This window comes from Pauljensenia sp. UMB3104 (genome assembly GCF_030217285.1).
Lineage (GTDB): Bacteria > Actinomycetota > Actinomycetes > Actinomycetales > Actinomycetaceae > Pauljensenia.
The window spans coordinates 1-26,846 of sequence record NZ_JASONN010000001.1; the positions used below are offsets into that span (position 1 = coordinate 1).

The 26,846-nt window shown below is 62.6% G+C and carries 24 protein-coding genes and 1 rRNA gene; 17 read left to right on the forward strand and 8 right to left on the reverse strand.

Annotated elements, in window-relative coordinates; translation table 11 throughout:
- The first annotated feature begins 191 nt into the window (after positions 1 to 191).
- Positions 192 to 309 (forward strand): 5S ribosomal RNA (gene rrf, locus QP415_RS00005).
- Between the two features lie 120 nt (positions 310 to 429).
- On the opposite strand, the gene QP415_RS00010 is transcribed toward rrf, so the two are convergent.
- Positions 430 to 1,158 carry a hypothetical protein gene (locus QP415_RS00010; protein WP_285097738.1) on the reverse strand — a complete coding sequence of 243 codons (729 nt, stop codon included), beginning with the start codon at positions 1,156 to 1,158 and terminating at the stop codon, positions 430 to 432.
- Between the two features lie 6 nt (positions 1,159 to 1,164).
- Between QP415_RS00010 and QP415_RS00015 the strand changes: the two genes are divergently transcribed.
- The 15 genes from QP415_RS00015 (at position 1,165) to QP415_RS00085 (ending at position 17,474) form a co-directional block, all read left to right on the forward strand.
- Positions 1,165 to 2,949 carry an HAD-IIA family hydrolase gene (locus QP415_RS00015; protein WP_285097740.1) on the forward strand — a complete coding sequence of 595 codons (1,785 nt, stop codon included), beginning with the start codon at positions 1,165 to 1,167 and terminating at the stop codon, positions 2,947 to 2,949.
- Between the two features lie 184 nt (positions 2,950 to 3,133).
- Entirely contained in the window at positions 3,134 to 3,961 is an 828-nt protein-coding gene (locus tag QP415_RS00020) for a TlyA family RNA methyltransferase (RefSeq protein ID WP_285097742.1), read from the forward strand.
- Positions 3,958 to 4,788, forward strand: a complete 831-nt coding sequence (locus tag QP415_RS00025; RefSeq protein WP_016461594.1) for an NAD(+)/NADH kinase — start codon at positions 3,958 to 3,960, stop codon at positions 4,786 to 4,788. Before QP415_RS00020 ends, QP415_RS00025 begins: the two co-directional genes overlap by 4 nt.
- Positions 4,785 to 6,461, forward strand: a complete 1,677-nt coding sequence (gene recN, locus QP415_RS00030) for a DNA repair protein RecN (protein ID WP_285097746.1) — start codon at positions 4,785 to 4,787, stop codon at positions 6,459 to 6,461. Before QP415_RS00025 ends, recN begins: the two co-directional genes overlap by 4 nt.
- The gene (steA, locus tag QP415_RS00035; RefSeq protein ID WP_285097748.1) at positions 6,458 to 7,603 is read left to right on the forward strand and encodes a putative cytokinetic ring protein SteA; all 1,146 of its coding nucleotides are present in this window, start codon (positions 6,458 to 6,460) and stop codon (positions 7,601 to 7,603) included. Before recN ends, steA begins: the two co-directional genes overlap by 4 nt.
- On the forward strand, positions 7,600 to 8,493 hold the full coding sequence (locus QP415_RS00040; protein WP_285097749.1) for a copper transporter: 894 nt from the start codon (positions 7,600 to 7,602) through the stop codon (positions 8,491 to 8,493). The genes steA and QP415_RS00040 overlap by 4 nt, the downstream gene beginning before the upstream one ends.
- 135 nt (positions 8,494 to 8,628) lie before the next feature.
- Entirely contained in the window at positions 8,629 to 10,296 is a 1,668-nt protein-coding gene (locus QP415_RS00045) for a CTP synthase (RefSeq protein WP_442953441.1), read from the forward strand.
- A gap of 8 nt (positions 10,297 to 10,304) precedes the next feature.
- On the forward strand, positions 10,305 to 10,949 hold the full coding sequence (locus tag QP415_RS00050) for an NUDIX domain-containing protein (RefSeq protein WP_048676823.1): 645 nt from the start codon (positions 10,305 to 10,307) through the stop codon (positions 10,947 to 10,949).
- A 153-nt stretch (positions 10,950 to 11,102) separates the two neighbouring features.
- A complete protein-coding gene (locus tag QP415_RS00055; RefSeq protein ID WP_034475649.1) occupies positions 11,103 to 11,798 on the forward strand; it encodes a helix-turn-helix transcriptional regulator in 696 nt (231 codons plus the stop codon).
- A 32-nt stretch (positions 11,799 to 11,830) separates the two neighbouring features.
- Positions 11,831 to 13,276, forward strand: coding sequence for a Fe-S cluster assembly protein SufB (gene sufB, locus QP415_RS00060; RefSeq protein WP_016461601.1), 1,446 nt, complete (start codon positions 11,831 to 11,833; stop codon positions 13,274 to 13,276).
- A complete protein-coding gene (gene sufD / locus QP415_RS00065) occupies positions 13,276 to 14,466 on the forward strand; it encodes a Fe-S cluster assembly protein SufD (RefSeq protein ID WP_285097753.1) in 1,191 nt (396 codons plus the stop codon). The genes sufB and sufD overlap by 1 nt, the downstream gene beginning before the upstream one ends.
- Positions 14,467 to 14,482: 16 nt before the next feature.
- The gene (gene sufC, locus QP415_RS00070; RefSeq protein WP_016461603.1) at positions 14,483 to 15,235 is read left to right on the forward strand and encodes a Fe-S cluster assembly ATPase SufC; all 753 of its coding nucleotides are present in this window, start codon (positions 14,483 to 14,485) and stop codon (positions 15,233 to 15,235) included.
- 5 nt (positions 15,236 to 15,240) lie between these two features.
- A complete protein-coding gene (locus QP415_RS00075) occupies positions 15,241 to 16,515 on the forward strand; it encodes a SufS family cysteine desulfurase (protein ID WP_016461604.1) in 1,275 nt (424 codons plus the stop codon).
- A 37-nt stretch (positions 16,516 to 16,552) separates the two neighbouring features.
- Positions 16,553 to 17,029: a Fe-S cluster assembly sulfur transfer protein SufU gene (sufU, locus tag QP415_RS00080; RefSeq protein ID WP_048676825.1), complete on the forward strand. Its 477-nt coding sequence runs from the start codon at positions 16,553 to 16,555 to the stop codon at positions 17,027 to 17,029.
- Between the two features lie 10 nt (positions 17,030 to 17,039).
- Positions 17,040 to 17,474 (forward strand): metal-sulfur cluster assembly factor, encoded by a 435-nt coding sequence (locus QP415_RS00085; RefSeq protein ID WP_016461606.1) that lies wholly within the window; start codon positions 17,040 to 17,042, stop codon positions 17,472 to 17,474.
- Positions 17,475 to 17,609: 135 nt separating this feature from the next.
- Here QP415_RS00085 and QP415_RS00090 read toward each other — a convergent pair whose 3' ends face one another.
- From QP415_RS00090 to QP415_RS00105, 4 genes are read right to left on the reverse strand one after another with little or no spacing between them, the layout of a single operon-like run.
- Positions 17,610 to 19,298 (reverse strand): long-chain-fatty-acid--CoA ligase, encoded by a 1,689-nt coding sequence (locus QP415_RS00090; RefSeq protein ID WP_016461607.1) that lies wholly within the window; start codon positions 19,296 to 19,298, stop codon positions 17,610 to 17,612.
- A gap of 51 nt (positions 19,299 to 19,349) precedes the next feature.
- Positions 19,350 to 20,246, reverse strand: coding sequence for a KPN_02809 family neutral zinc metallopeptidase (gene ypfJ, locus QP415_RS00095; RefSeq protein ID WP_285097758.1), 897 nt, complete (start codon positions 20,244 to 20,246; stop codon positions 19,350 to 19,352).
- Positions 20,247 to 20,261: 15 nt separating this feature from the next.
- A complete protein-coding gene (tgt, locus tag QP415_RS00100) occupies positions 20,262 to 21,587 on the reverse strand; it encodes a tRNA guanosine(34) transglycosylase Tgt (protein WP_285097759.1) in 1,326 nt (441 codons plus the stop codon).
- Positions 21,584 to 22,273, reverse strand: coding sequence for a queuosine precursor transporter (locus QP415_RS00105; RefSeq protein ID WP_285097760.1), 690 nt, complete (start codon positions 22,271 to 22,273; stop codon positions 21,584 to 21,586). The genes tgt and QP415_RS00105 overlap by 4 nt, the downstream gene beginning before the upstream one ends.
- Positions 22,274 to 22,417: 144 nt before the next feature.
- Between QP415_RS00105 and QP415_RS00110 the strand changes: the two genes are divergently transcribed.
- Positions 22,418 to 24,031, forward strand: a complete 1,614-nt coding sequence (locus QP415_RS00110) for an ATP-binding cassette domain-containing protein (protein ID WP_285097761.1) — start codon at positions 22,418 to 22,420, stop codon at positions 24,029 to 24,031.
- 91 nt (positions 24,032 to 24,122) lie between these two features.
- Here the strand turns inward: QP415_RS00110 and QP415_RS00115 are convergent, their stop codons facing one another.
- From QP415_RS00115 to QP415_RS00125, 3 genes are read right to left on the reverse strand one after another with little or no spacing between them, the layout of a single operon-like run.
- Positions 24,123 to 24,896, reverse strand: a complete 774-nt coding sequence (locus tag QP415_RS00115; RefSeq protein ID WP_285097763.1) for an amino acid ABC transporter ATP-binding protein — start codon at positions 24,894 to 24,896, stop codon at positions 24,123 to 24,125.
- Positions 24,893 to 25,855: an amino acid ABC transporter permease gene (locus QP415_RS00120; protein WP_016461613.1), complete on the reverse strand. Its 963-nt coding sequence runs from the start codon at positions 25,853 to 25,855 to the stop codon at positions 24,893 to 24,895. Before QP415_RS00120 ends, QP415_RS00115 begins: the two co-directional genes overlap by 4 nt.
- Positions 25,856 to 25,862: 7 nt before the next feature.
- The gene (locus QP415_RS00125; protein ID WP_285097765.1) at positions 25,863 to 26,807 is read right to left on the reverse strand and encodes an ABC transporter substrate-binding protein; all 945 of its coding nucleotides are present in this window, start codon (positions 26,805 to 26,807) and stop codon (positions 25,863 to 25,865) included.
- Positions 26,808 to 26,846 lie beyond the last annotated feature (39 nt).

A 26,846-nucleotide genomic window follows, 5' to 3' on the forward strand; every position in this document is an offset into this window, starting at 1 on the left:
GGTTGATAGGCCAGAGGTGGAAGCACCGCGAGGTGCTCGTGAGCCGACTGGTACTAATGGGCCAACACTAAACAACACCCAACAAACCGGGTGAGCAAAAACCACAGGCAAAACAGCCGCAACCACTATACAAACCACGATCAACCCACACCCCACCAAACACGGTGGGGAGCGTGTTGAACACCAAGACTTGTGGTGGTCATAGCACCGGGGAAACGCCCAGCATCCATTCCGAACCTGGAAGCTAAGCCCGGCAGCGCCAATGGTACTGCAACCGCCAGGTTGTGGGAGAGTAGGACACCGCCACAACACACGTCAGGAGAGGGACGGCCGCGAAAGCGTGCCGTCCCTCTCGTTTTTACAGCTGAATACCACCCCGTGACCACCAGTCGTCTAATATTGGGTGGTTGAACGCGCTTCGCGCACCAGTCACAAGAGCGTCATGTGGCGCAGGAATAGAGGATAGACACCATGGCAGAAGAGACTCGAGGACGCGGCGAATTCGGCCGTGGTGGATATCAGAAGCGTGAGCCCCAGTGGCGTGACCGCCAGTCTGATCGTTCGGACCGTGGGGATCGTGGTGGTTTCCAGCGTCGTGATGACCGTCGTGGTGGCTACCAGCAGCGTGACGATCGTCGTGGCGGTTTCCGTGATGACCGTCGTGATGGTGATCGCCGTGACTTCCAGCGTCGTGACAATGATCGTCGTGATTTTGGTGGCCGTGATGATCGCCGTGGGGATCGTGGTGGTTTCCAGCGTCGTGATGACCGTCGTGGTGGCTACCAGCAGCGTGACGATCGTCGTGGTGGCTTCCGCGATGATCGACGTGATGGTGATCGCCGTGACTTCCAGCGTCGTGACAATGATCGTCGTGATTTTGGTGGCCGTGATGATCGCCGTGGGGATCGTGGTGGTTTCCAGCGTCGTGATGACCGTCGTGGTGGCTACCAGCGCCGTGACGATCGTCGTGGCGGTTTCCGCGATGATCGACGAAAGGATGCTTCCTATAAGAGCTACTCGTCCACGGATGAGTACGTGTCGCCGAACGGAAACGAACCGACGATTCCTGCAGGTGTCAGCGCCGATGAACTTGATCGCGACGCTTCGCGCGCGCTGGCCACACTCTCCGGCCCTAACCGCGACATCGTCGCGCGTCACCTCGTGATGGCGGGGCAGCTGATCGATCTCGATCCGGAGGCTGCCTATCAACACGCACAGGCCGCGGTTTCCCGCGCTGGCCGCGTCGACGTTGTCCGTGAGGCAGCCGCTCTGACCGCTTATGCGTCCGGACGTTACGAGGAGGCGCTGCGAGAGGTCCGCGCGGTCCGTCGTATGCGCGGCGATTCATCGCTGCGCGCGGTTGAGGCAGATGCCGAGCGCGGTCTCGGCCATCCCGAGAAGGCCGTTGAGATTATCGACGCTACCGATGCCTCGTCGCTCGATCTTGCTGAGCAGGTTGAGCTCGTCCTCGTGTCCTCCGGTGCACGTGCGGATCTCGGACAGTCCGACGTGGGACTCGTGATCGTCGATGATGCTCTCGCAGCACTGCCGTCATCGGTTGATGACGAGCTGCGTCGTCGCCTCATGGAAGTCAAGGCCCAGCGTCTGACCGAGCTTGGCCGTGATGAGGAGGCCGCTGAGGTCATCGCCTCTATGCCTGTGATTGCCGAAGACGCTGAGATCATCGACGTCGCGCTGTACCAGGATGCCGACGTTGACGGCAAGCGGTCGCCGCTGCGTGGCACCGGCAACGCCCTTGCCGAGGACTATGATTGCGCTCTTCTTGACCTTGATGGGACCGCGTGGGCGGGGGACGAGCGTATTGAGCATGCTGCTGCGTCTGTCGTCGAGGCGCGTGAGCTTGGTATGGCTTCCGCGTTCGTCACCAACAACGCGATGCGTACTCCTGCGCAGGTGACGGAGAAGCTCAACAGCATGGACTTCGATGCGACGCCTGACATGGTGATGACGTCTGCGATGGATATCGCAGCGATCATGGCTGAGGAGCTTGAGGAAGGTTCGAAGGTTCTCGTGATCGGTGGCGCGGGCTTGCGTCTCGCGCTTGAAGAGCGCGGTTTCGTCCTCGTTGATAGCGCGGACGATGAGCCCGCTGCCGTCGTGCAGGGCCTCGACAAGGAAGTGAATTGGGCGCTGCTGTCCGAGGGCGCTTTCGCTATCGAGCGTGGTGCGTCCTTCTACGCATCCAACCTCGATGCGACGCTGCCCGTCGAGCGTGGACAGGCGCTTGGCAACGGTTCGCTCGTGCGTGCGATTCAGCATGCGACCCACAAGCGTCCCACTGCTGGCGGAAAGCCTGAGCCTGGTATCTACCGTCGTGCGAGCGAGCTCGTGGGTGCGCAGAACCCGCTCGCCGTGGGTGACCGCCTCGAGACCGACATCATGGGCGCGGTAGCCGCGGGCGTTCCCGCCATGCACGTCCTCACGGGTGTCCATATGGCCAGGGACGTCATCCGTGCACCGCGCGGCCAGCGCCCCAGCTACCTTGCCATCGACATGCGTGGCATGCTGGAGGCTCACCCTGCACCCAAGCACCATCGCGACGGGACCTGGACCTGTGGTGTCTCCCAGGTCGCCAAGGCCACTCGCTCCGGCGTGCTCACGCTCGATGATGTCGAGCTGACCGAGCCCGTCACGATCAGCATTGACTCTTACCGTGCACTCGCCGCCGCTGCGTGGGAGTACGCGGACGGCGCAGGGGCCGCTCCTTCGTGCCCGGAGATTACCGTTGTTGGCAACGACGATCCTGCGGGTATCGTCACCGCTCCCGAGCCGACCGTGGCGCCCGCAGATGACGACGACTTCTTCGACGTCGCCGCGAACGCGGACAGCCTGCCGGAGCCAGGTGCGCAGACGCCGGCTTTCCTGCCCGGTGAAGAGGAGCTTGAGGAGCTCCTCGAAGCGACAGCGGATTTGGACGACGAGGCCTGATGGCCCTACGCGAACAGACGGAGGCTCGGCTCGTCGGGTTCGATGGCCTTGAAGCGTCGGAGCAAATTGCGACGCTGGAAGCCATTGAGTCCGATTTGCGCCGGGCCTTGTCTGCCGATGTTCCCAGCGGCGTGGCCGTCCCTGGCGAACAGATACGCGTCCGTCATGAGGATCGGAGAGATACGTGAAGCTTCGCCGTATTGATTCTGAACTGGTCCGTCGTGGGCTTGCGAAATCGCGATCTGCCGCTGCTCAGATGATCGAGGATGGACGCGTGAAGCTCGACGGTCAGATTGTCCTGAAGCCGGCCCGTCAGATGGATCCTGCGCAGGCGATTCTCGTTGAGGAGTCAGATGATCCCGAGTACGTCTCGCGCGGCGCGCACAAGCTCGCAGGAGCCCTTGACGCGCTCGGTGATAGAGCGCCGGTGATCGAAGGACGCCGTGCGTTGGATGCGGGTGCCTCGACGGGTGGCTTCACCGACGTTTTGCTGCGTCGCGGCGCCGCCTCGGTCGTCGCTGTGGACGTGGGTTACGGTCAGCTGGCCTGGAAGCTGCAGTCCGATCCTCGCGTCGAGGTTCACGATCGGACGAACGTGCGCACCCTTGATCCTGCCTCGGTCGCACCTGCGCCCGAACTTGTCGTGGGGGATATGTCGTTCATTTCGCTGACCCTCGTGCTCCCCGCGCTGGTTGCAGCGGCCGCTCCTCACGCTGACTTCCTGTTAATGGTCAAGCCTCAGTTTGAGATCGGGAAAGAGAGGCTCGGGCACGGGGGAGTGGTGCGCAACCCGGAGCATCACATTGAAACGGTCGACAAGGTTGCGCGATGCGCCATTGAGCTGGGTCTCGACATCGCAGCGATTGCCGCGTCACCGCTTCCCGGCCCGAGCGGTAACGTCGAGTACTTCGTTCACATGCGGCGCGATTATCCTGAGCCCATCGATCCGTGCGAACTGACCGATTACATCCGTGCGGCCGTCGCTGCTGGTCCTGCTGGAGGACACTCATGACCCGTGTATTGATGGTGCGCCATCGTCACCGCCCGAACGCAGTGACGAGTGCCGTGAGCTTGGCGGAGGCGCTCAGCGCGCGCGATATTGAGGTCGTCGAAGACGCATCTGGGGGCGGCATCGACATGGTTCTGTCGATCGGCGGTGACGGAACATTTTTGGTGGCAGCGTCAAGCGCGCGTGCCCTGGACGTTCCTCTGCTGGGTATCAATGCTGGCCACATGGGCTTCTTGACGGAACTGGGTGATAAGGGGACCGGTGACCTTGCACGCAAGATCGCCGACGGAGATTTTTCGGTCGAACGTCGCATGACCCTGGATGTGACGATGGAGCGTCCCGACGGTTCCAAGGCTGACGACTGGGCGCTTAACGAAGCGGTCGTGATGCACACGGACGTCGCTCATCCCGTTCATTTTGCCCTCGTCGTCGATGGACAGGAAGTGTCGACGTACGGCGCCGATGGCATGATTTTGTCGACGCCGACCGGCTCAACTGCCTATTCTTTCTCCGCTGGCGGGCCCGTCGTGTGGCCGGATACGGAAGCAATCGTTGTCGCTCCGTTGGCGGCGCACGGGTTGTTCACGCGTCCGCTCGTCGTTGGCCCGTCGGCGTGTGTGGAGATCGTGGTCCTCGATGATATGTGGACTGCCCCGGAAATGTGGTGTGATGGCCTGCGCCGTATGACTGTCCCGGCCGGTGGCGTCGTGCGTGCACGCGTGGGATCGTCTCCTGTGCAGCTGGTGCGTGTGGACGATACGCCGTTTTCTGCGCGTCTCGTCCGTAAGTTCAATTTGCCGGTACGTGGATGGAGGGACGCTGCGCGGTGATTGAATCTCTCGATATTTCCAATCTGGGTGTCATTGCCAACGCGCACGTCGACTTTGGCCCTGGGCTCGTTGTTGTGACCGGTGAAACTGGTGCCGGTAAAACGATGGTGTTGTCGAGTCTGCAGCTTCTTCTCGGGGCTCGCGCTGACGCTGCGCTCGTGCGTAGCGGTACGGAACGTCTGTCGGTCGATGGCATTTTTTCGATCACGCCTGATATTGGGTCGCGCGTGGAGGATGCTGGTGGTCTCGTTGAAGGCGATGAGCTGATCGTTGGTCGGTCGGTCCGTGCGGCGGGGCGCTCGCGTGCGCACCTTGGTTCCCGTCCCGTTCCTGCTGCCGTATTGGCTGATATCGTCGGGTCGATGGTGACGATCCATGGCCAGTCGGATCAGATTCGGCTGACGGGGGAGGCCGCTCAACGACGTGCGCTGGATCAATTTGGTGGCAGCGAACATGGGGCTGTCCTGGAGGAGTATCGCGCAGCTTTTCGCGCAGCCGTTGATATCAAGCATCGTCTTGATTCCCTGCGTGGCGACGCGTCTGAGCGGGCCGAGGAGATCGACGATCTGCGTGCGGCTATCGATCAGATCGAGGCGCTTGATCCGCAGCCAGGCGAAGAAGAGGACTTGGTGCGAGAGGCCGCGCGCCTGACGAATGTTGAGGATCTTCGCGCCCTGATGGGGGCTTCTCTCGGTTATCTCAAGGGGGATGATCGCGGCGACTACGCGGGTGCGGTGGAGTCTGCGCGCAGTGCATACGCGCAGCTGGACGAGGCATCGCGCTTCGACGAGGCCGTGGCTGATTTCGTCGCCCGCGCCCGCAACCAGGCGCTCGAGTTGGATGCTCTCGCTGATGACGTGTCGTCCTATCTGAGCCGACTCGACGCGGATCCGCAGCGCCTGGCGCAGATTCATGCCCGTCGGGCTGCCATTAAAGATGCGTTGCGAGGCCGCGCGGCCGATGTCGAGGGCCTGCTCGCGTGGGTCCAAGAAGCGCGTGTTCGGCTCGCCGAGCTGTCGGCTCCGGCCTCGGACCCCGCCCTCGTTGAGCAAGAACTGCGCGCCGCGCAGGAACATGTGCTCGCATGCGGCTCCCGCCTGACGGCCGCACGCGCCACGCTCGCGGCAGAGCTCGCCAGCGGCGTCAACGATGAGCTACATGCCCTGTCGATGCCCGACGCCACGCTCCACATTGACCTCGATGCAACCAAGCCGACGTCCCACGGGTGTGAGACCGTTGTCTTCCGCCTGCAGCCGCACCCGCATGCTCCTGCGCGTGCCCTCGGTCAGGGTGCCTCCGGCGGCGAACTCTCGCGCGTGATGCTCGCCCTTGAGCTGATGCTCGGGCGCACCGAGGCTTCCTCCACGTTTATTTTTGACGAGATCGATGCGGGCATCGGCGGGCAGACCGCAACGGAGGTCGGCGCACGCCTGAAGAGACTCGCTGCGTCGCGCCAGGTCATCGTCGTGACGCACTTGGCCCAGGTCGCCGCTTTCGGGGACCAGCATCTCGTCATCGAGAAAAACGACGGGACGACGCAGGTTCGTGAAGTGCGGGGGGAGGCACGCGAAGCCGAACTGACGCGCATGATGGGTGGGGATCCGCACTCGGCTGCGGCGCGCCGCCACGCTTCGCAAGTCTTGGCTTCCGCCGTGTCACAATCGCAGGGATGAGTGAAACACTTTCAAAGGAATCGAAGGGCCAGGTGGGGCGTGTACGCGTCGACGACCGTCCCAAGCACCTGGCAACGCGCCTCGAGCGTGGAGAGATCGCCGTTATCAACGTCGCGGACTTGGACCGCGAAAGCGCAGCTGCGCTGGTTGAAGCCGCGCCTATCGCGGTCCTCAACGCGCAGCCTTCGCTGACGGGTCGAGCCGCAGCTCTCGGTCCGCGCCTCATTCTCGACGCCGGTATTACGCTCGTTGATGACCTTGGCCAAGACATCATGTCGCTGCGCGAGGGACAGGAAGTCGCCGTCACGGGCGGCAAGGTCCTCGTTGATGGCGGCATCATTGCGACCGGTCGGGCGGTGTCAGCGCAGGACCTGGACGTTGAGGTCGCCGACTCGGCCACTTTATTCGCCGGGTTTGAAGGATCTGTCGAAGACTACCTGGCCAAGGACGGTGCGACCGTTCTGCGTGGTGAGGGAGTGCCTTCTATTGATGGCCTCGGCAAGCGTCCGATTCTGCTGGTGAGCGCCGCGAGCGAAGCAGCGAGCGATTGCCGCGCGCTCGCCCGTTGGCGTTCGGAGGCCGCTCCTTTCGTCATCGCTGTCGATGGGGGAGCGGACGTTGCGCTCAAAGCCCATCTCACCCTTGACCTCGTTGTGGGTGACGCGGATTTGATGAGCGAGAAGGCCATTCGCCGTGCACGTGCCTTTATCGTGCGGGTCGGCGGCGACGGTCTCGCACCTGGCGCCCAGCGGCTGGATCGTATGGGTATCGTCTACGAGCGTGTGGCCATGGCCGGTACGTCTCTCGACGCGGCCCTCGTTGTCGCCGCTCACTCAGGGGCAACTGCGGTTGTCACCGCCGGTGTTTCCTACGGGGAGGCTGAGCTTGTGGACGCTGGACGAGCGCTCGTTGCCCCTGCGTTTTTCTCTCGGCTTGCGGTTGGTTCACGACTTATTGGCGCGCAGGCAGTTGCGGCCACATTCCGCCCGCGTCCTCGCGGCTGGACCCTCGTTCTTCTCGCCCTTGTCGCTCTTGGGCTGATGGGCGTCGCACTGTGGTCGACCCCGTGGGGAAATGACCTGTTGCACCCGATTACCTCTTTCTTCGTCTCGCTGATGCATTCCGCTGGAGGAACCCAATGATTAACTTTCGCTATCACGTTGTCTCGATCATCGGGATCTTCATCGCTCTCGCCGTCGGAGTCGTCCTGGGTGCTGGCCCGCTACAGAGCCGTATCCACGCTGGGGTGAACGCGTCGTCGACTTCCACCGCGGCCGATCCCCAGCTGAGCGCGCAGGCAGAAGCCGAGGCGGCGGGCCTGAAAGCCCTCGCTTCCTCGACGCTTACGGGTTCGCTGACCGGTGCTAAGGTCGCGCTTGTCGTGCTCCCCGGTGCGTCGGACGATGACGTGACTGCTCTCCGTTCGACGCTGACCGACGCCGGTGCAAGCGTCGTCGGCCGCGTGACGCTGAGCGACAACTGGCAGTCCACGTCCATGAGCCAGTACCGCACGACTCTGTCGACGACGCTCGCCTCACATCTGAGCTCCGGTGCGGCCAAGACGGCTAGTGCAGATGGTGTGGTCGGCTACTCGATCGTTCAGGTACTCACCTCGACCGGTTCCGAGACTGACCTGCTGCGGCAGATCCTGACGGACGCGTCTACCCCGATCATGACGATCGACGAAGATCCGGCTGGCGCCGCTACCACTATCGTTGCTGTCGGACCGCGCGCCCAGGCCGTCGCCTCGAATGGCGCGAGCCCTGCCGCAGTTTCCGCCAGCTCCGATGCCTGGGTTGGTTTGGCCCAGGCCGTCGGTTCGACGTCCGGTGTTCTCGTGGGTGATGCCTCGACACGTGACGCGATGATCACTTCTGTGCGCGCGAGCGGCACCGCGGTGACGACCGTGGATTCGGTCGGTACGACGCTGGCCGCCGTCGATACGGCGCTCGCCCTGTCCACGCCCGCCACCGGTGCCCGCGCCTTCGGTGTGGGTAACGGAGCACAGTCTGTCATTCCCAGCGCCAAGTAAACCGCGTTAAGACGCAATTTTGCTCGTCGGCCCCCGGTGATCTGCCCAGATCCCGGGGGCCGATTCATGCCAGGAGTGTTAGGCTGAAGTTCCATGGTGAGTACTTCAATGCGCACGGCGCGTGCGGAAAATTCCATGACCAAGCATATTTTTGTCACGGGTGGCGTTGTGTCCTCGTTGGGCAAGGGCCTGACCGCCTCCAGCTTGGGTAGGTTGCTTCGCTCCCGGGGACTGCATGTGGTCATGCAAAAGCTCGATCCCTACATCAATGTCGATCCCGGCACGATGAATCCCTTCCAGCACGGCGAGGTTTTCGTGACGGAGGATGGCGCGGAAACCGATCTTGATATCGGCCACTACGAACGCTTCTTGGATGTGAACCTGTCGGGCGCTGCAAATGCGACGACAGGCCAGGTGTACTCCACGGTTATCGCTAAGGAACGCCGCGGCGAGTATCTGGGCGATACCGTTCAGGTTATTCCGCATATCACTGACGAGATTAAGAATGTGATGCGTCGCCAGGCGCAGCCCGACGAGAACGGCAATAGCCCCGACGTCATCATCACCGAAATTGGCGGCACGGTTGGTGACATCGAATCGCAGCCCTTCCTCGAGGCAGCCCGTCAGGTGCGCCACGACCTCGGACGCTCGAACGTCGCCTTTGTGCACGTGTCGCTCATTCCGTTCTTGCCTGCGGCCGGTGAACTCAAAACGAAGCCGACGCAGCACTCCGTGAGTGCGCTGCGGTCGATTGGTATCGCGCCGGACGCGCTGGTGCTGCGCACTGATCGCGCGCTGCCCGAAGGGATCAAGTCGAAGGTTGCACTCATGTGCGACGTTGACCGCGACGCGGTTATCGAGTGTGCCGACGTGCCTTCGATCTACAACGTGCCGCTGACGCTGCATCGCGAGGGCCTCGACGCCTACCTTGTCCAGCGACTCGGACTGTCCTTCCGCGACGTGGACTGGAAGGAATGGAAGGAACTGCTGGAGCGCGTTCATTCCCCGAAGCACCGCCTCGAGGTTGCCCTCGTCGGTAAGTACATTGACCTGCACGACGCCTATCTGTCGGTGTCTGAGGCGATCAAGCACGGCGGCTTCGCGAACAACGCGCGGGTTGATATCCGTTGGGTCGCATCGGATACGTGCGAGACGCCCGAAGGGGCTGCGCGTGAGCTCGCCGGTGTGGATGCAATCGTCGTTCCCGGTGGATTCGGTATTCGTGGCATTGAAGGCAAGCTCGGTGCGCTGCGCTGGGCACGCGAGCATCGTGTCCCGACCCTGGGCCTGTGCCTGGGACTGCAGTGCATGGTGATCGAGGCTGCCCGTCACCTCGCCGGTATCCCGGGAGCCTCGTCGACTGAGATGGACCCCGATACGACCGAGCCCGTCATCCACACGATGGCTGACCAGCACGAATTCGTCGATGGGGGTGGCGATATGGGTGGCACGATGCGTCTCGGCGCATACCCCGCACGCCTCGTCCCGAATTCGATTGTCGCCACCGCGTACGGAACGACCGAGGTGAGCGAGAGGCACCGTCACCGTTACGAGGTCAACAATGCCTACCGCGACCGCCTCGAAGCGGCGGGCTTGAAGATTTCCGGCACCTCTCCGGATGGTTCGCTTGTTGAGTTCGTCGAGCTTGATTCGGCTGTGCACCCCTACTATGTTGCAACGCAGGCGCATCCGGAGTTCAAGAGTCGTCCGACGCGCCCGCACCCGCTGTTCGCGGGACTGATTGAAGCTGCGTTGAAGCGTCACGTGGGACGTTACTCTTCGCGCTCTGACGAAAAGGAATGAGAGACGACATGCATTTTCTGTCGAGCGACCAGGTCCGGGCGATCGCGGATCAGCCGAGCCCTCACGAGGTTGCTGCGAGCGATGTCGTGTGGAGCGGCCGTATCGTCGACATGGTCGAAGATCATGTCGTTGTCGTGAAGGGGCAGGACCCGGTGGTGCGTCAGTACACCCGTCATCCGGGTGCTGTGGCCGTCGTGGCGATGCGCGGCGAGGCGGGGGCTGAGGAGATCCTCATGGAACGCCAGTACCGTCATCCGGTGCAGGCCAATCTGTGGGAGATTCCCGCTGGCCTCCTCGATATTCCTGGTGAAGATCCGCTGATTGCCGCCGAGCGTGAGCTTGCGGAAGAGACCGACATGAAGGCTGGCCGATGGGAGGTCCTCGTCGATTTCTTGACGTCGCCCGGCGGCACGAATGAGCCTCTGCGTGTTTTCCTCGCTCGAGAGCTCGCCGAGACCGGTACCGTGTTCGAGCGCGAGGACGAGGAGGCGACGATGCAGTATGCGTGGGTCCCGCTGGACCAGGCTCTCGACATGGTGCTCTCTGGTCGACTGCATAGCCCTTCTGCTGTCATCGGTATCCTCGCGGCGTATGCAGCTCGCGGTCGCAATTGGGAGGGATTGAGGGCCGCCGATGCTCCGTGGATGCGGTAGCTAACGAGCCCTGGGCCCTAGGTCCCTCGACTTGTGGGCTGTCCGACACTCCGATCCGCTTTTCGCAACGCCGATTTATCTAAATTGGCGTACACTCGTTTCCAGAGAAAAGCACACGGAGACGCACGCGTGAAGCGTCGGAGCGGAGGACAGGTGGCAGAGGAATCAGACGCCACAACCCGACAGCAGGTGCTCGATCTCATCGTCGAAAAGGGGCCGGTCACGGCCTCGTCAATTGCGAAGGTCTTAGGGCTGACAACCGCTGCCGTTCGGCGCCACATCACGTTGTTGCTCGAATCCAAAGAGATCGCGGAACACGAGCCAGGCGCACCGTCCAAGCGAGGACGGGGGCGTCCCGCCCGGCATTACGTCGCAACGGAACGCGCTCATGTCCACCTGGCTGACGGTTACTCAGACCTTGCTACCAAAGCGCTGGGATATCTTGGGCAGCTCGGGGGAGAGGAAGCGGTCGAATCGTTCGCTGCGGCACGTTCACGCGAGATCGAACGGCGATACGCCCCGATCGTGCGCGATGCCGGGACGGATCCTCGCGTGCGTGCGCAGGCCCTCGCTGACGCCTTGACGCAAGACGGTTATGCCGCGACCGTGCGCGATATTGGCGGAGGCACGCTTGCTGTCCAACTCTGCCAGGGCCATTGCCCCATCCAAAACGTTGCGGGCGACTTCCCGCAGTTGTGTGACGCCGAGACAATCGCTTTTGGCAAGCTCCTCGACGTCCATGTGCAAAGACTTTCCACGCTCGCCGGTGGTGGACACGTGTGCACGACCCACATTCCCGTGGGTATGCCCGTGATTCGCCCCGGAGCGCGGAACGTGCGACGCAAGTAGCACACAGGTAAGAACGAGAGGTTGATACAACAATGACGCAGGCACCCGCCTCGGGCGCTGAGGACCGTCGTATGACCGATGACGAGATCATCGAGTCGATCGGCGGTTATGAGTACGGTTGGCACGACTCCGACGACTACTCCAAGGACGTCCCCACCGGCATTAACGAAGAAATAGTCCGCTTTATCTCGGACGTGAAGGACGAGCCACAGTGGATGCGTGAACGTCGTCTGAAGGCGCTTGAGCTCTTTGAGCGCAAGCCGATGCCCGCGTGGGGGCCGGATCTGTCCCACGTGGATTTCGATGCGTTCAAGTACTACGTGCGCCCCACTGATCGCCAGGTCAATGACTGGGAAGATCTCCCCGAAGAAATCCGTGACACCTACGATCGCCTCGGTATCCCGGAGGCCGAGAAGTCGCGTCTGGTGTCGGGCGTTGCCGCGCAGTACGAGTCCGAGGTTGTGTACCAGCAGATCCAGGAGGACCTGGAGCGCCAGGGCGTCATCTTTACCGACACGGACACGGGCCTGCGCGAACACCCCGAGATCTTCGAGGAGTACTTCGGCAAGTGTGTGCCCGCGGGCGACAATAAGTTCTCCGCGCTGAACACGGCCGCCTGGTCCGGTGGCTCGTTCGTGTACGTTCCCAAGGGCGTGCACGTGACCATTCCGTTGCAGGCGTACTTCCGCATTAATACCTCGGCGATGGGGCAGTTCGAGCGTACGCTCATCATTGCCGACGAGGGCTCCTACGTGCACTACGTGGAGGGCTGCACCGCCCCGATTTACGATGAGAACTCGCTGCACTCCGGTGTCATCGAGATCTTCGTGAAGAAGGACGCGCGCGTGCGTTACACGACCATTCAGAACTGGTCGACGAACGTTCTCAACCTGGTGACTCAGCGTGCCATCGTCGAAGAAGGCGGAACCATGGAATGGGTCGACGGCAACATGGGTGCCGCGATCACCATGAAGTACCCCGCCTGCTTCCTGATGGGCGAACACGCCCGCGGCGAAACGCTGTCCATCGGCTTTGCCGGCCCCGGCCAGCAGCAGGACACCGGCGCGAAGATGGTGCATATGGCACCCCACACCTCGTCATCGATCGTGTCGAAGTCCGTGTCGCGTGGCGGTGGCCGCACGTCCTACCGTGGCCTCGTCCAGGTCAACGCACGTGCACGCCACTCCAAGTCGAACGTCCTGTGCGACGCCCTGCTCGTGGACAAGATCTCGCGTACCGACACGTACCCGTACGTGGACGTGCGTACGGACGATGTCGAGATGGGACACGAGGCGACCGTGACCAAGGTGAGCGCCGATCAGCTGTTCTACCTGATGAGCCGAGGCCTCGACGAGAACGAGGCCATGGCGACGATCGTGCGTGGCTTCGTTGAGCCGATCGCTAAGGAGCTGCCGATGGAGTATGCCCTCGAGCTCAACCGCCTCATTGAACTGCAGATGGAAGGATCCGTCGGCTGATGACGACCCCCAACACTATTGTCGAGACCATGAACAAGGCCCACTCGCACGGGGCTGACGCCGAGAGGGCACACCCGTCGCGCGCGGATCGTCCCACCTCGTTCAACCTGAACGACATTCCCGCCCCTCACGGACGCGAGGAAGACTGGCGTTTCACCCCGATGCGCCGCATCGAGCGCCTCTTTGAGCCGGCGAACTACGACGCAGGCGACGCGCCCGTTGCGGTTGACGCTCCTGATTCCGTTCTCGTCGAGTCGGTGTCGCGCGATGACTTGCGCCTCGGAACCGTGCTCGCGCCCGGCGACCGTACTGCGGTCGTCGCGTGGAACGGTTTCGAGCGTGCGACCGTCGTCGAGATCCCGGCCGAGGCCGAGCTCGACGCCCCCGTGCGCATCAACGTCGCAGACGTCGAAGGCACCCGTGCACAGCACCTCGTGATTCGCGCAGGCGCTTTCTCCAAGGCGACGGTGATCCTCTCGCACAGCGGTTCCGCGCAGGCTGCGCTCAACCAGACCGTCGAGGTCGAAACGGGCGACAGCGCGAACCTGACCGTCGTGTCGCTGCAGGAATGGGACGACACCGTCCTGCACGCCTCGAACCAGCGCCTGGCATTGGGACGCGACTCCAAGCTGACCCACATCGTCGTCACCTTCGGCGGCGACCTCGTGCGTCTGTGCGCGGACACCGACTTCCGAGGTCCGGGCGCCGAGCTCACCATGCTGGGCATCTACTTCGTGGACGGCGGCCAGCATCTCGAGCACCGTGTCTTCGTGGACCACTCGCAGCCGAAGTGCTTCTCGCGCGTCACCTACAAGGGCGCCCTGCAAGGGAAGGACGCGCACTCGGTGTGGATCGGTGACTGCCTGATCCGCGAGGCCGCAGACGGTACGGACACGTACGAGTTGAACCGCAACCTGGTGCTCACCGAGGGTGCCAAGGCCGATTCCGTACCCAACCTCGAGATCGAGAACGGCGAGATCGAAGGCGCCGGACACGCCTCTGCGACCGGTCGTTTCGACGACGAGCAGCTGTTCTACCTGATGAGCCGTGGTGTTCCTGAGCACGAGGCACGCCGCCTGGTCGTGCGCGGCTTCTTCGCCGAACTGATCAACCAGATCGGCGTCCCCGAGGTGGTCGACCACCTCATGGCAACCGTCGAGGCCGAGCTGGCCAAGTCCCGTAACAACTGAGCTGTAAGGAATACATATGTCGACTCTGCGTATTAAGGATCTGCACGTCTCCGTCGAGACCGCCGAAGGCCCCAAGGAGATCCTCAAGGGCGTCAACCTGACGATCAACTCCGGCGAAATCCACGCCATCATGGGCCCCAACGGCTCCGGTAAGTCCACCATGGCCTATGCGCTCGCCGGTCACCCCGACTACGAGATCACCTCGGGTGAGGCCTGGCTCGACGATCAGCTCATTACCGAGATGAGCGTCGATGAGCGCGCCAAGGCGGGCCTGTTCCTCGCCATGCAGTACCCCGTCGAGGTAGCTGGTGTGTCCGTCTCGAACTTCCTGCGCACCGCGAAGACCGCGATCGACGGCCAGGCACCCGCCCTGCGCTCGTGGGTCAAGGAAATGAAGACCTCCATGGAGAACCTGCGCATGGACCCCGACTTCGCCGAGCGCGATGTCAACGTCGGCTTCTCCGGCGGCGAGAAGAAGCGCCTCGAGATCCTCCAGATGGAGCTCCTGAAGCCCTCGTTCGCTGTCCTCGACGAGACCGACTCCGGCCTCGACGTCGACGCACTGCGCATCGTGTCCGAGGGCGTCAACCGCGTTCACGGCGAGACCGGCTGCGGCGTCATGCTCATCACGCACTACACCCGCATCCTGCGCTACATCAAGCCCAGCCACGTTCACGTTTTCGTCGACGGCCACGTCGCCGCTCAGGGTGGTCCCGAGCTGGCTGACGAGCTCGAAGAGAACGGCTACGACAAGTACCTGGGTCTCTGATCGCCGTGTCGCGAGACTTTACCGCCGCCGAGCTCGACGCGATTCGTTCGGATTTTCCGATTCTGAGTCGCGTCGGGCGCGGCGGCGCGCCCATTGCGTACCTGGATGCCTCCGCGACATCCCAGAAGCCCGCATGCGTCATCGACGCCGAGGCCGACTTTTATCGCCGCAGTAATGGCGCGGTCCACCGGGGCACGCACCTGCTTGGCGACGAAGCGACCGACGCATTTGAGAGTGCACGCGGTGCTCTGGCCTCGTTTGTCGGTGTGTCGGCAGACGAAATCGTCTGGACGAAGAACGCGACCGAGGCGATCAATCTGGTCGCTCTCTCGATGGGTAATGCTTCTCAGGGCATGGGCGGCGCTGAATCGGCGTCGCTGCGCGTGGGACCCGGCGATCGTATCGTCTGCACGCGCGCCGAGCACCACGCGAACATCGTCCCATGGCAGCAGCTATGCCAGCGTACGGGCGCCGAGCTCGCCTGGCTCGACCTGACACCGGACGGTCGCATTGACCTGGAGACGCTCTCGGTCATCACACCGAACACTCGTCTCGTCGCATTCACCCACGTGTCTAACGTGACCGGCGCCGTTTCACCCGTCGCGGCCGTGAGCGCGGCGGCCCGTGCCGTCGGCGCGCTCGTCCTCCTCGATACCTGTCAGTCCAGCGCGCACATGGCGCTGAACCTCTCAGAGCTCGACGTTGACTTCGCGGTGTTCTCCTCGCACAAGATGCTCGGCCCCACGGGTGCCGGTGCACTGTGGGGACGTCGGTCGCTCCTCGCGGCGATGCCACCTGTCCTCACCGGTGGCTCCATGATCGAATGGGTCACCATGGAGGAATCTACCTTCATGGCACCGCCCGAGCGTTTTGAAGCAGGCTCGCAGCCCGTCGCTCAGATCGCAGCCTGGTCGCAGGCGCTGCGCTACATGTCGGCGCTCGGTATGGATCGCGTGGAAGCACACGAACACGCGCTCACGTCCATGATGCTCGACGGCATCTCGTCGATCGATGGCATCAGGGTTCTCGGCCCCGACTCGGACGTTGATCGCATCGGTGTCGTTGCCTTCGCCGTGGACGGCGTGCACCCCCACGACGTGGGTCAGTTCATGGACTCGGTGGATGTCGCCGTCCGAGTCGGGCACCACTGTGCGATCCCACTGCATACGTTCTTCCAGGTGCGTTCCTCCGCACGTGCGTCAGTTGCCCCGACGACTACCGCCGAGGAAATTGAACGCCTCGTTGACGGACTGTCGAAGGTGCGCAGCTTCTTCGGTTAGTAGAATTGCACGTGATCGCTGGGTATGAAAGGAAACCATGGGCAGTCTTGAACAGTTGTATCAGCAGGTCATCCTGGATCACGCTCGTGAAAAGCACGGCGCAGGTGACCCGTCGGGCATGGACGCATCGTCCCACCAGGTCAATCCCACCTGCGGTGACGAGGTCACGCTGGGCGTGTCGCTCGATGGTGATCATCTCGCCTCCCTCCAGTGGGAAGGCGATGGCTGCTCGATCTCGCGCGCATCGCTGTCCATGATGACCGACCTGACCCAGGGAAAGTCCGCCGAGGAAATCGGTCGTCTCTACCGAGACATGGAAGTCATGATGCATTCGCGTAATCTTGGCGTCGACGATGAGATTCTCGACGACCTCGGTGACGCAGCCGCTCTGGAATCCACCTCCCAATTCGCCAATCGCGTCAAGTGTGCGCTCCTGGGGTGGTATGCGCTCCGCGATGCCATGGCCAAGTCCGGCATCGATATCTCCACCGCGGGCGAGCCCGCCGATCAGTAAAGGAACAGGAATGAGTAACCCGATGGCTCAGTCTGAGCCGGTCGAGCAGCGCTTCGGCGCGCCCGCTCAGGCGCAAGCTCCTAGCGCCGAGGTGCCCACCCGCCAGATCGACGGCACCGACGTCATCGAGCAGGGCACGCTGGCAGCCGAAAATGTGCTGGAGGCCCTCAAGGACGTCATCGATCCCGAACTGGGCATCAACATTGTCGATCTTGGCCTGGTGTACGGCGTCGTGATCGGCTCTGAAAACCAGGTTCGCCTCGACATGACGTTGACGTCGGCTGCCTGCCCGCTGACTGACGTGATCGAGCGCCAGGCGCAGACAATCCTGTCGGCAGTGACCGACGACGTTCAGATCAACTGGGTCTGGATGCCGCCGTGGGGCCCGGATCGCATCACGCCCGACGGCCGTGAGCAGCTGCGAGCGATCGGCTTCAACGTCTGAGCGCTACGTGAAGCAAATCCCCCGGGAGCATAGGTTCCCGGGGGATTTGTCGTTGTGGCGGGAGAAACGAAGGAGTTGCGTTTGCCTCGAGGTCGAGGTCGGGCCGAATAGAGTAGCTGGCGGTGCCGGCGCAGGCTACTCGCGTCCGAGCCTCTCGCGCACGAGCTGCGCGACCTTACGACGAAGGATCTTGCCCATCTGGTTGCGCGGCAGTTCGGCGATGACGACCAGCTGGCGGGGGAGAGCGTAGTGGGCAATGGTCTTTTCAGCCCAGGCGCGCACTTCCTCAAGAGTCAGTGGTGCACTGCCGTCTTCCATGATGATCGCGGCGGCAACCTCTTCGGTTGCATCGTTCACGGGAACCCCGACAACGGCGACGTCAGACACCGCCGGATGGGATCGGATCGCTGCCTCGACCTGGGAGGGGTAGACGTTGAACCCTCCCGAGAGAATCAGTTCCTTTTTACGGTCAGCCATCGAGATGAAGCCGTCACTGTTGACCCCGATGTCACCGGTCTTGAACCACCCCTCGGAGGTAAAGACGCGCGCACTCTCCTCGGGTGCGTCCAGGTATCCATCGAATACCTGCGGGCCACGCACGATGATCTCGCCGGGCTGCCCGTCCTCAACATCGACCGTGTCGTCCTCGAGAGAGACAAGGCGTAGCTGCGTCGACGGGAACGGTACGCCAAGGACGCCGTGGCGGCGTTTGTCCGACAGGGGAGCGCCCGTCAGGACCGGCGCCGTTTCTGAGAGGCCATAGCCTTCGACGATCATGCCACCCGTGGTTTTCTCCCAGTCATCTGCAAGCGTGGTTGATAGAGGCATAGCTCCGGCTACCGCGTATCGGATGGAGGTGATGTCGGTATTTGTCTTGTGAGCCTGGCGCAGGATGCGCTCGAACATCGGCGGCACGCCCACAAAGAACGTGATGGGACGTCGCTTGTGCGCGTCGAGTGCCATCTGTGCATCGAACTTCGGTAGCAGCACCTGGGTGGCAGCCTTACGCACCGAGGCGCACAGGAAGAATGTCAGACCAAAGGCATGGAAGTAGGGGAGTAGGGAGAAGAACGTTTCGGCGCCTTCGTGCAGCTTCCACACCCAGAACATGCACTGGTTGACGTTGACACCGATATTGCGGTGGGTGAGCGGTGCAGACTTCGGCACGCCGTTGGTGCCCGAGGTGTGCAGGATGACCGCGCGGTCATCGCCTGTGGGCAGCGGATGGTTCGGATCAATCGGCGCGGACGAGGCCGTGGCACGGTCCCAGGAGCGCGTCTGCGCGGGGACGGAACCACGCAACTGATTGCGAGTCTGCCGTGCGCGGGCGACGGGCAGACGAAGAAGCACACGCTGTGACATCGGCATGCCGTGCGAAATATCGACCGTAAACACCGTGTCGAGAACATCGAGCGGGTAGGAGTCCACACACTTTTCCCACACGATTGCAACCCTGCCGCCGTGGCGTTCCAGCTGCCCCGCGATCTCCGAGGCTGGGGCCAACGGATTGTGCTGTGCAGCGACGGCTCCGATACGCATGCACGCGTAGAATGCAACGAATGCCTGCGGACAGTTGGGAAGCGCGATGGCTACCGTGTCGCCGGAGCGAACCCCGGCCTCGTGCAAGACTTGCGCTGCCTTGAGCACCTGCTCGCGCACCTGAGCATACGTGGTCGTTGCACCAAAGTAATCGAGGGCAATTCGATCGGGATACAGGCGCGCCGCATTATCCAAGAGGCTGAACAGCGACTCGTCCGGCACGGGAACCTCGTAAGGGACCGCGTCGTACATGTCGTGGGCTTGCTCGACGATGCTGCGTGTCATGACTTCCTCCTGGGAATCGGCGAATTCAATTGTACCGACCCGCAGAATGCCTCACACCTGCGACGCGGACCATGTATCGCACGTAGAGATGTCACCGGAGTCGAGGCCGCGCTGCAGCCACGTCGCGCGCTGGTCGGCGCTACCGTGCGTCCAAGTCTCGGGATTGGACGAACCCTGGTACTTGGTTTGGAGGCGGTCGTCGCCGATCGCCTGCGCGGTCTGAAGGGCGCCGCGAATCTGATCGGTGGTCGGCGTCTTCAGATAGGGCGTACCCGTCGATGGATCGGGCGTATTCGACGCCCAGTGCATCCACACGCCCGCATAGCAGTCCGCCTGAAGCTCCGAGCGCACGCCAGCACCTTGAGCGCCCGTTTCACGAGTGTCGTGAGCGCGGAACACTCCTTGGAGATTTTGGATGTGGTGGCCCCACTCGTGGGCAACGACGTACTCCTGAGCAAGCACCGAATCCGAGGCGCCGTACTGCGAGACCATGTCGTTAAAGAAACCGAGGTCCAGGTACACGGTGGAATCACCGGGGCAATAGAACGGACCAACGGCGCTCGTCGCGTTCCCACAGGCGGTCGATACCGAATCCGTGAAGATCTGAAAGTCAGGAAGCTCGTAGGTCACGCCGGTCCCCTGATCGGCCAGCTGCGTCTTCCAGACGGCGTCAAGAGACTGTGCGGTCGCAACCATTCGACACTCGACGCGCTCGTTTGCATCCTTTCCTGTCTGACACGATGAGACATCCACCGACGAGGAGGATGAGGAGGAGGTCTGCGGTGACGAAGACAGGAGACTGGTGAGATCGATCCCCGTGAAGTAGGAAAAACCGAGGATCAGCAGGACACCGAGAATCGATCCACCGCCGGCCCCTGCAATCTTGCGTCCCGCTCCCGAGGTGCTGACACGGGACGGATCCAAGTGGATATTGTCGTTGAAGCTCATGACTACTCCCAGGAGTTAGCGGCGTCGACCAGCTTCGTAGCGGCCGAGCATGTCGGAACGGAACTCATCGAAACAACCATCCTCGATGGAGGCGCGGATAGCGTCCACGAGGCGCAGCGTGAACCACTCGTTGTGAATGGTGGCAAGCGTCGCCGACAGGATTTCCTTCGCCTTGAAGAGGTGATGGATATACGCACGCGTGTAGTGCGTGCAGGTGTAGCATCCACAGCCATCGACGAGCGGCGTGAAGTCGCGTTTGAAGCGTGCGTTCGTGATGTTGAATCGACCATCGGGGGTGTAGATCGCGGCGTTGCGCGCGACGCGCGACGGATTCACACAATCGAAGGTGTCCGCACCTGCTGCGACACCCGCAAAAAGGTCCTCGGGTTCGGAGATCCCCAGGAGATGGCGAGGACGATCCTCGCCGAGCTCCTCGCACACCCACGACACGATCGTGCCGAGGTTTTCCTTCTCAAGCGCACCGCCCACGCCGAATCCGTCGAATCGCTGGCCATCGACGTCCATGTTGGCCATCGTGCGAGCCGCGTGACGACGCAGATCCTCCCACTGAGCGCCCTGAATGACGCCCCAGAGCTGCTGATACGGCTTGTGGGAGCGTTCCACGGTGAGGCGCTTGTGTTCGGCGAGGCAGCGGGCAGCCCATGCGTGCGTGCGCTCGAGCGATTCCTCCTGGTAGGAGCGTGGGTGAAGGAGGCTTGTGAGCTCGTCAAATGCGAACATGATGTCGCTGCCGAGCTGGTGCTGGATGCCCATCGACACCTCGGGGTTGAAACGGTGCTTCGACCCATCGATATGGCTGGAGAAGATCACACCGTCGTTATCGACAACCGCGTTCGAGGCCTTGATCGCCTGCATCTGCACGGCGGGATCTGTTGGGTCGGCGTGACCGGAAAACTCCTGCGACAGCACCTTCTTGAAGCCGGCGCCCAGCGACAACACCTGGAAACCGCCAGAATCGGTGTACGTGGGGCCCGACCAGTTCATGAACTGGCCGAAACCGCCCGCCTCGTCAACGATATCGGAACCGGGCTGGAGATAGAGGTGATAGGCATTAGCCAGCACTGCCTGGGCACCCAGACCGCGTACCATCTCGGGGGTCAGTGCCTTGACGTTTGCCTTGGTGCCGACGGGGATGAACGCGGGGGTGCGAATATCACCGTGCGCGGTATGAACGACGCCGGTTCGTCCCAGGCCGCCGTGCGCGTCCAGACGTGTGCCGATGGTAAATCCGCGGTCAGGGCAGTGACCGCCCGACGAGGCCGGGGCCTCGAACGGCGTGAGCTGCTTGGGAGCGGGGGAGGAGAGCCAGTTGTCGGTCATCGATCAAAAACCTCGTCCTTCTTCAGTCCCTCAGTGCGACGGATGGCGGCGATCACCGGATAGGTGACGGGGAGAAGAATGACCTCCAGGAGGACCTTGTAGAAGTACCCGGTCACCGTGTAGTTGATGAAGTTACCCAGCGTCATCTCACCGTAGAACAGGATCGTGCAGAAGAGGATGGTATCCGCTGCCTCACCGACGACCGTCGAGCCGATCAGCCGTGCCCACAGATGCTTGGCGCCCCAGCGGCGACGGATCCACACGAGCACGTAGGAGTTGAGGAGCTGGCCAGCCAGATAGCCGGCGAGAGAAGCCACAACCGCGCGCCACACAACACCAAGAACAGCGGCGAACGCCTCCTGGTTGTCGTAATCGGGTGCGGGAGGCAGGTACTGAACGATAAAGAATGTCAGGGATGCGAGGAACGAGGCGACAAAACCCATAATGATGACGCGCCTGGCGCGCGCAAATCCGTACACTTCCGAGAGCACATCGCCGATGATGTACGTCAGCGGGAAGAGGATCGCACCTCCGTCAAAAATAAGATAGTGCGTGGACGTGCCCAGCATAAACGCCTTGGTCGCGGCGATATTGGAAATGAGCAGCAGCGCCACGAAAGCGACGGAGATGATGTCGAGGGCGCGCGCATGGCGCGCCGATCCAGACGGAATGGGGCTGTCGGACATGGTATGAAAACCTCGCAGATTGACTCACAGATCGGGTGATACCCGACATCCATTGTGCCTGTTGATCGTGCCGTTGCGCGCATCGGGAGGCATACCGGCGTGGGTTGATTCGCCCACAGGCACCCCTCCCTCTACTCTTGGAGGGTGATTAACGTCCAGGATTTCTCATTGCGTATCGGTGCCCGCGAGCTCGTCAACCACGCGAGCTTCAGAATCGATAAAGGCATGTGCATCGGCCTCGTCGGCCGTAACGGCGCCGGTAAGACCACGACGATGCGCCTCCTCGCAGGCGAGGCTGATCGCGGGGGCGCCGCCGAGCACACGGGAACGATCACCTCCAACGGCACCGTCGGCTACCTCGCTCAGGACACGCACGTGGGTGACCCTCAGATGAAGGCCCGGGATCGCATTATTTCTGTGCGCGGCATTGATTCGATCATCGCGCGCATTCGCAAGGCCGAACATGAGATGTCGACGACCGATGGTGCCCGGCAGCAGCGAGCCATGGAACGCTACGTCAAACTCGACCAGCAGTTCACGAACTCCGGAGGATGGGCCGCCAACGCCGAGGCGGCGCAGATCGCCCATTCCCTCGGTCTCGAGGACCGCGTCCTCGACCAGACCCTCGACACGCTCTCTGGCGGCCAGCGCCGCCGCGTCGAACTGGCGCGCGTGCTCTTCTCCAACGCCGATGTACTCCTCCTCGATGAGCCCACGAACCACCTCGACCACGATTCGATTATCTGGCTGCGCGACTGGATTAAGACGTTCCCCGGTGGCGTCATGATTATTTCCCACGACGTCAAGCTCCTCGGTGACACGGTCAACCAGGTGTTCTACCTGGATGCGAATCGTGCTCAGATCGACATCTACCACCTCGGGTGGGCGGCATACCTCAAACAGCGTGAGGAAGACGAGCGGCGGCGCCGTAAGGAACGCGCGAACGCGCTGAAAAGAGCCGAGCATCTGAAGGCTCAGGGCGAAAAGATGCGCGCAAAGGCAACGAAGGCTGTGGCCGCCCAGCAGATGCTGCGCCGCGCCGAGGAGCTCTTCGCCCAGGCCGGGCAGGAGGTCGCACAGGAAAAGGTGGCGCGCCTGCGCTTCCCCGACCCCGCTCCCTCCGGGCGTGTACCTCTGACTGCCGAAGGCCTCTCCAAGTCCTACGGCTCGCTCGAAGTTTTCACAGGCGTCGATCTCGCCATCGATCGCGGCTCCAAGGTCGTCGTCCTAGGACTCAACGGTGCGGGTAAGACGACGCTCCTGCGTCTTCTCTCCGGCATCGAGGAACCGGATTCGGGACGAGTTGTGCCAGGCCACGGACTCAAGCTCGGATACTATGCGCAGGAGCATGAGACCCTCGACGAAAACCGCACAATCCGCGAGAACATGGCCGAGGCCGCCCCCACGCTCGACGATACCCACGTACGCAACATCCTCGGGCAATTCCTCTTCCAGGGCGACGATGTCGAAAAGCCCGTCTCCGTCCTGTCCGGTGGCGAGAAGACACGTCTCGCCCTTGCGACGCTCGTCGTCTCAGGAGCCAACGTCCTGCTGCTCGACGAGCCGACCAACAACCTCGACCCCGCGTCGCGCGAAGAGATCCTCGCTGCCCTGCGCGACTATGAGGGAGCCGTCATCCTCGTCACCCACGATCCGGGCGCTGTCACAGCCCTCAACCCCGAGCGAGTCCTCCTTCTTCCCGACGCCGACGAGGACCTGTGGGACGACAGCTACCTCGACCTCGTCACCCTGACCTGACACGCGACATCTCCGCGCCACGCTCGAGGCACCGCGACTGCGACAAAGGCCGGGACTGGGAGAACCCAGCCCCGGCCTCGTCGAATAAGGATCAGAGCACCTTGGAGAAAAACTCCTTGGTACGCTCCGACTGCGGGTTGTCGATGACCTCGGCGGGAGCGCCGGCCTCAACGATCACGCCGCCGTCCATGAATACCACCTGATCTGCCACCTCACGGGCAAAACCGATCTCGTGGGTAACAACAGCCATCGTCATGCCGGACGCCGCGAGATCCTGCATCACCTGGAGGACCTCGCCGACAAGCTCGGGATCAAGCGCGGAGGTCGGCTCGTCAAAAAGCATGATCTCCGGATCCATCGCCAGCGCACGGGCGATGGCCACGCGCTGCTGCTGGCCACCCGAGAGCTCGGCGGGGTAGTGGTCCGCACGATCAGCCAGACCCACGCGATCGAGGAGCTCGAGTGCCTGCTCGCGCGCCTCGCTCTTCGAGCGCTTCAGGACCTGGATCGGGGCCTCCATGACGTTTTCGAGAGCCGTCATATGCGGGAACAGGTTGAAGCGCTGGAACACCATGCCGATGCGGGAACGCTGGGCAGCGATCTCCTTATCGTGACGCTCATGCAGCACGCCATTGTCGTCCTCGCGGTAACCGAGCAACTCTCCGTCGACGAAGACGCGACCAGCACTGATGTCCTCGAGCATGTTCAGGCAACGCAAGAGTGTTGACTTGCCGGAGCCAGATGGACCGAGGATCACGCATACTTCACCCGGAGCAATATCCAGGTCAATACCCCGCAGGACGTGCAGGTCGCCGAAGAACTTGTGGACTCCGCGCACGGAGACCATGGGTGTCGTGGTCGTCATGGTGTCACATCCAAAAACTTGAGCTTGGTGGCCTTGTCCTCATCATCCCCGTCGTCTTTCGCGGAGGTGGTGGGGGAGCCAGTTCCAGCATTGTCGCGGCGCTCGAACCCCTTGCCGTAGTACTTCTCAATGAAGGACTGAATCCACATCAGTAGGCTCGTGATAACGAGATACCAGATCGCTGCCGCAATCAAGAGAGGCACGGGCGCAAATGTCGCCTGGCCGCGCTGACGCGCAATGAACGTGAGCTCTAGGGTGAAGGGAATCGCCGAGACCAGGGAGGTCGTCTTGAGCATCGAAATCGTCTCATTGCCAATCGGCGGGACAATCACGCGCATCGCTTGCGGCAGGATGATGCGGCGGAAGATCGTTCCGCGCGGCATGCCCAGAGCGGTGGCAGCCTCCCACTGGCCCTTCGAGACGCTCAACAGGCCGGCGCGCATGATCTCAGCCAGGTAGGCACCTTCGTTCAGGCCCAGGCCGATGAAAGCCATCCAGAACGGCGTGAAATAGGTGGCCGTATCGAAGCTCAGCTCCCATCCCCACAGCGAGCCGAGGAACGGCACACCGAAAGACAGCGTCGGATACAGCGTGGGCAGCAGCGACCAGAAAATCAGCTGCGTGTAGATAGGCGTTCCGCGGAAGAACCAGATGTAGGCCATCGCAACCCAGCGCAGGACCGGGTTCACGGACTGACGCATAATCGCCATCGTGATCGCCAGCGCGGTGCCGACCACCATCGCGAGGACCGTCAGAATGATCGTGAAGAGCACGCCCTGCATGATCGAACGCGAGAACAGCCACTGGAAAACGACCTGCCACTGGAAGTTTGCGTTCGTGATGAGAGCGTGAGCGGCCATCGCTGCGAGAATCGCGGCGACGATGGCGCTCGCCCACCTCCCGGGGCGCGGAACCGGCTTCGCGTCGATCAGCTCGACGCCGTCTTTGATGGTTGCCATGAGATCCTCAGTCGTTCGTCGCCGGGTTCAGCTCGGCGGTGGTCAGGGCTGCGTCCTGAGCGCCATAGGTGGTCAGGATGTCCTTGAGGTACCCGTTGTCCATCAGGTACTGCATGGCCTTCTGGATGGCCTGGGTCAGCTGCTCATCGTTCTTGCTGACGGCCACGCCCTGCGGCGCGGACTCGACGACGTCACCGACCTGCTCGATCTTGCCGCTCGAAAGAGTTGCGGTGTAACCGATGACAGTCGAGTCGGCGAAGGTGGCGTCGTACTGGCCGCCGACGACCTTCGTAGCAATGTCGGTCTGCAGGTCGTGCGGCATGATGGTGATCTTTTCCTTGCCGTCGGCGACGCACTTGTCCGACAGCTCGGTCGCGTAGTCTTCCTGCGCGGTACCGGTCTGCACGCCGATCGTCTTGCCACAGGGGTTGGACGGATCGAAGTTCTTCGGGTTGCCCGCAGCGACGCCGTACGCGGAGCCCACCTGGACGTAGGAAATCAGGTTTGCCTGCTCCTCGCGCTCGGAGGTAATCGTGAAGGACGAGATGCCGACGTCGAACTTGGTGCCCAGTGCCGGGATGATCGTCGGGAACTCCGCGTGGCTGGTCGTTCCCTCACTGAGGCCCATGACCTTGGCCAGCGCCTTGTTGATGTCGACGTCGTATCCCTGCGGAGTCTGTGAGTCGTCACCGAGGAATTCGGCAGGGGCGTAGTCGGCAGACGCACCATTTCGCAGCGTGCCGCGCGCTTTAACCTCGTCGGGAACCAGGGCGGCGATCTCGTCAACGGTCGGAATCTTCGACACGTCGTACGAGGTCGTGGCTGCGGTGGTTGCCGATGCGTCCGAGCCGCTGGTCGACGAGCTGGTCGACGTCGGGTCCGCGCAAGCGGCGAGCGGGAGAGCAGCGGCAGCTGCGAGTGCGATGAGGGCGTGAGCCTTCGAGATGGTCATGATGTGCCTTCCGATGGGAGTGGGCCAAAGCCCGTGATT